Here is a 4,556-nt window from a genome sequence, read left to right as displayed (position 1 = left end):
ACGCTGAGCATTGCGGAAAGCAAGCCCGGTGCCGGTGACGGCGGCTTAATCCTGCTCAGGGACAGTCTGGACGGTGATCTTGGCCAGGGTGTTGAAACCATCACCTTTGCCGATGGCGCAACATGGTCAAAGCAGGATCTGCGTGACAAGCTGAAAGGCGCTGCCGCCACAGACACGCATTCAGCGATAGCCGGACAGAACACTATCGCAGCCCGGGACGTGGAGCCCCGGCGTCTCTACAAGACGGAAGAAAAACGGGTTGCTGAACTCCATGCCAAGGGTTACGGCCCAGATGGCCAGCCTTTACCAGGCACATGGTTTCCGGAAAAGCGCGATCCTCTCGGCATAGAAGCCCGCAGACGCAAGGAATGGAATGAATGGAAGGATCCTTACTTTGCCAAACATCCGCATCGTGGTTCGATAATCGATACGTCGGTGTCTCCGGAACAACAACGTCTGAACGATGTGGTGCATGCCACAGCTGTCGCACATTATAAACGCGTGGCTGAGGCAGCGGACATTGTGCCCAGGACGCCATGGCAGAGATTTATCGGTATGTTTACGCGCAATCAACAGAGCGAACCAAACAGCCGGGCTTTTGCAGAAATGTCACCGCTTACCACTGATCCGCAAGCCTCAACGAGCGAAGCCACCAGCCTGATTACAGGCTCTTCGCTGAATACCTCGACGCTGCTTTAGACCAGGCAAGACAGGCGCGCTGGGACCGTTTTTCCGTTCTCGCTCCCAACCCGGGCGCTTCACTCCTTCAGTCGGGAAGATGTTCTTCCCGACATTTAATCACGAGTATTTTTATGGACCCAACATCAGGTGCTGGATTGCATCCAGCCCACTTCGAGACTGACACGGGCCTACGAACGCTCATCGCTATAGCGGCCCATCACAAAATCTTCGTTACTCCTGCCAGCATTGCAAAAGAACTGACTGTTTGTTTTCCGGCGACGCTCAATGATTTGCATCGTGCAGCAAAAACAATGGGCCTGAAATCGCGCGCGATAAATGTGCGAGATCCAAAGCGCCTTGCACACCTCTATTTTCCTGCCATTGCATGTTTGAATAACGGCGATTTTACAATCCTCAACGGCATGACGGAGGAAGGAAATTGCCTTCTTACGCATCCGACAAATGCGCATCAACGCATGGTTACTGCATCTCAATTAATCCAGGAAACCGGCGGCAAGTTTATCCTTGTCCAGCGCCGCTTTACCGGGGTGAGCGCGAAAGCCGAACAGTTCGGTTTCCAGTGGTTCCTGCCTGCCCTGTTTCGCTATCGCAAGGCTTTTGGCCATGTGCTGCTGGCATCCCTGTTCGTGCAGATCTTTGCTCTGGTGTCGCCACTGTTCTTTCAGGTGGTGGTGGACAAGGTGCTGGCGCACCGCAGCTATTCCACGCTGATCGTGCTGGTGGCGGGCCTTGCGGCCATCGGACTGTTTGATGTCACCTTGCAATATCTGCGCACTTATGTGCTTACCCACACCACCAACCGCGTGGATGTCGAGCTCGGGCAGCGACTGTTCCGCCATCTGTTGCACTTGCCTCTCAGCTATTTTGAGACCCGGGCTGCCGGACAGACTGTAGCGCGGGTCCGCGAGTTGGAAACCATCCGTTCGTTTCTGACCGGACAGGGATTGTTTTCCGGCCTCGATCTTGTGTTTACCTTTGTGTTCATCGCAGTGCTGTTTTGCTATTCAGCAAAGCTTGCATGGATCGTGGTGGCGTCCATTCCCTTCTATATTGTCATTGGCGTGGTGATCCGTCCCTTTCTCAAGACCCGCATTGATGAGAAGTTTGATCGCGGTGCCTACAGCCAGCAATTGCTGGTGGAGAGTGTTGTCGGCATGCAGACGTTAAAGGCTTCTGCTGTAGAACCAACCGTTGCATCGCAATGGGAAGAACGGCTTGCCGCCTATACCCGTTCGTCCTTTGACGCCACCATGCTTGCGGCCAAAGGGCAGAATGCCATCCAGTATGTGAGCAAGTTCACCAGTGCGGCCTTGCTGCTGTTTGGTGCACAGGCAGTGATCAATGGCGAATTGTCGGTGGGGGCTCTTGTCGCCTTTAATATGATTGCAGGACAGGTGTCTCAGCCCATTCTGCGCCTGTCGCAACTGTGGCAGGATTTTCAGCAGGTTCAGATATCCGTATCCCGCCTTGCTGATATTCTTAATGCCGCCCCAGAACCGCGCCCGGATATGGCTGTGGCCCTGCCTGCCCCAAAAGGCGACATAGAATTCAGTGGCGTGAGTTTCCGCTATACAGAAAACGGACAGGATGTCCTCAAGGATATTGATCTGACAATCAAGGCTGGTGACGTGGTCGGCATTGTCGGCGCATCCGGATCGGGCAAATCAACGCTCACCAAACTGCTTCAGCGTTTTTATCTTCCCTCTAGCGGACAGATCCATATCGATGGTCATGATCTCGCTCACGCCGATCCTGCCTGGCTTCGCTCACACACAGGCGTCGTCCTTCAGGAGAACATGCTTTTTAACCGCACGATCCATGACAACATCGCATTGGGCAATCCTGTCATGTCTCGCCAGGAAGTGATGCGTCTTGCCGCTTTGTCGGGGGCTGCAGAGTTCATTACAAAACTGCCACGCGGCTATGACACGATGATTGAGGAGCGTGGTTCCAATCTTTCCGGCGGACAACGCCAGCGACTGGCAATTGCGCGCGCGCTTGCTTCCAACCCACCCATCCTCATCCTTGATGAGGCCACCAGTGCCCTTGATTACGAAAGCGAACGCATCATCATGCAAAACATGCGCGATATTGTGGATGGCAGAACGGTCATCATGATTGCCCATCGCCTTTCCACCATACGCGAGTGCACGCGTATCATTGGTATGGAACAGGGCCGCATTGTTGAAAGTGGCACGCATGAGGAACTGCTTGCCAGGCCCGACGGCGTTTACGCCCGTCTGTGGCAACTCCAGAACGGGAGTAACGCCGCATGAACCTATCGCTGTGTTTTCCTTTTCCGAAGCCCGGACATCGTAAATGCCTGGGGAAATCCCCGGGAGAATCCTTGCCCGCTTGCGGGGGCAATTCATCGCGTCATCGCAAAGACATGGAGTTCTTGCCGGCTGCCCTTGAAGTTCTGGAGAGCCCACCTTCCCCTGTGCGGATCGCCTTCATCTGGTTTATCTGCACTCTGGTTGTAGCAGCATTGCTTTGGGGCTGGTTTGGAAAGTTTGATATTGTTGCAACCGCGCAAGGCAAAGTGCAGCCCACGGGCCGCGTTAAAATCATCACCTCGCTTGAAACCGGAAGAGCCAAAGCGGTTGCAGTCACTAACGGCACTCATGTCAAGGCCGGTGACATCATCGTTGAACTTGATGATACGGAAACAAAGGCGGAGGAGACTGCCAAACTGGCAAGGCTCAATGCGTACAAGGCTGAACTGGTGCGCCGCAATGCGGTGATCAACCAGCTCAACGTCTGGAAAGGGAATGGCGATAGCGAGCACTTCAATGCGCCGTCGTCTGAGCATCTCGTCTTCGCCAGTAATATCCCGCAGATCTTGCAGGAACGTGAGAGGTCCGTCTTTGCGGCAGAACTGCGCGGGGTACAGGCGTCGCTAAGCAGTCTTATGGCTCAAAGAACCCAAAAGCAGGCTGAAATCGATGGCCTGCAAACAACGCTTATAGCCTACCGCCAGCAGGTCAAAACCCTCAGCGAGCGCGTTGAAATGCGAGCCAGACTTGTGCATTCCAGTGCCGGATCTCGTGCTCTTGTCATTGATGCCATGCAGCAACATGAACAGGCCGTGTCGGCTCTTGCGGACAAAAGCGCACAGCTCATGGCTGCAACCGCAACCTTGAACGTGGCGAGCGCGGAAATATCGAAATTGCTTGAAACAACCGCCAGTGACAACGCATCCCGCAAGCTTGAAGCCGAACGCGCTATTGACGAGCTTGAGCAGGATCTCATCAAGGCCAGGCGACGCCGTGAGCTCATGACCATCCGCTCGCCAGTCGAGGGAACAGTCCAGCTCTCCTCAATCACAACGGTCGGACAGGTCGTGGCAGCTGGAACCGAGCTTATGCGTATTGTTGCGAGCAATACGCCACTGGAAATCGAGGCCTATCTGCCCAACAGGGATATCGGCTTTGTCTCAGAAGGCCAGCCGGCGATTATAAAGGTGGAAGCCTATCCGTTTACCCGCTTTGGTGTGCTCGAAGGTCACGTTATACGTGTCTCTTCAGATGCCATTCCTGAACCAGACGCCCAGCAGATTGAATCCACTGCCAGCGAGCAGTCCCGCTCGACGATGCCCACAGGCAACGTCCCTCGTGTGCAAAACCTCGTCTTTCCCCTGACGCTTAGTTTCGACAGCGCAGAAATGAAGGTTGATGGCAAGACTGTTCCCATCACACCCGGCATGGCTGTCACCGTCGAAATCAAAACAGGCAAGCGCCGCATTCTCGAATATCTGTTCTCCCCACTCGCCCAGATCGGTTCTGTCGCAAAGTTTTTGGAAGGATATAAGCGGCCTTATTTCTGGACGCAATTATGCTGCGAGCTTTGCAAAG

The 4,556-nt window shown here is 54.4% G+C and carries 3 protein-coding genes; all 3 read left to right on the top strand.

Annotation, left to right across the window (positions count from 1 at the left end; genetic code table 11):
* A partial coding sequence (locus FHY56_RS18005) for a calcium-binding protein (RefSeq protein WP_193556804.1) occupies positions 1-699 on the top strand: 699 nt, incomplete at its 5' end.
* 113 nt (positions 700-812) lie between these two features.
* Positions 813-2,978: a type I secretion system permease/ATPase gene (locus FHY56_RS17265; protein WP_140906360.1), complete on the top strand. Its 2,166-nt coding sequence runs from the start codon at positions 813-815 to the stop codon at positions 2,976-2,978.
* Between the two features lie 71 nt (positions 2,979-3,049).
* A partial coding sequence (locus FHY56_RS17260; protein WP_235889541.1) for an HlyD family type I secretion periplasmic adaptor subunit occupies positions 3,050-4,556 on the top strand: 1,507 nt, incomplete at its 3' end.

The sequence above is a fragment of the Brucella gallinifaecis genome (assembly GCF_006476605.1).
Classification (GTDB): domain Bacteria; phylum Pseudomonadota; class Alphaproteobacteria; order Rhizobiales; family Rhizobiaceae; genus Brucella; species Brucella gallinifaecis.
This window is presented reverse-complemented; position numbering and strand designations above follow the sequence as displayed.

What these genes read in the sequence shown, in the direction of transcription:
- FHY56_RS17265 (WP_140906360.1), top strand. Translation starts at nt 813, where the DNA reads ATGGACCCAACATCAGGTGCTGGATTGCATCCAGCCCACTTCGAGACT.